1 protein-coding gene is annotated in these 335 nt (G+C 60.3%); it reads left to right on the forward strand.

The window, feature by feature from the left end:
- Positions 1-63: 63 nt before the first annotated feature.
- Positions 64-335, forward strand: a 272-nt coding sequence (locus tag QEH52_RS20395; protein ID WP_345785488.1) for a tyrosine-type recombinase/integrase, incomplete at its 3' end; no start/stop codon positions are given.

The following is a 335-nucleotide window of genomic DNA, read 5'->3' on the forward strand; positions in this document are numbered from 1 at the left end:
GGCACTGGAATGCGCCTGGCGGAAGCGACGAACCTGCGTGCCCGTCACATTGACAGCGACCGAATGCAGATCCGGGTTGAAGCGGGCAAAGGCAATAAAGATCGCTACACCGTGCTTTCGCCGGCATTACTCACGCAGCTGCGCAAGCACTGGAAGCGCCACGGTTGCACCGACTGGCTGTTTCCCTCGAAGAAAGGCTATGGCCCTGCCTGCACGGCGACCGGACAATACGCCTACAACACGGCCGCCAAGCGTGCCGGGATCACGAAAAAGGGCGGCATCCACCTACTGCGCCACAGCTTTGCCACACATTTGCTCGAAGGCGGCATGAACTT

The sequence above is a fragment of the Thalassobacterium maritimum genome, from assembly GCF_031127805.1.
Taxonomy (GTDB): domain Bacteria; phylum Verrucomicrobiota; class Verrucomicrobiia; order Opitutales; family Coraliomargaritaceae; genus Thalassobacterium; species Thalassobacterium maritimum.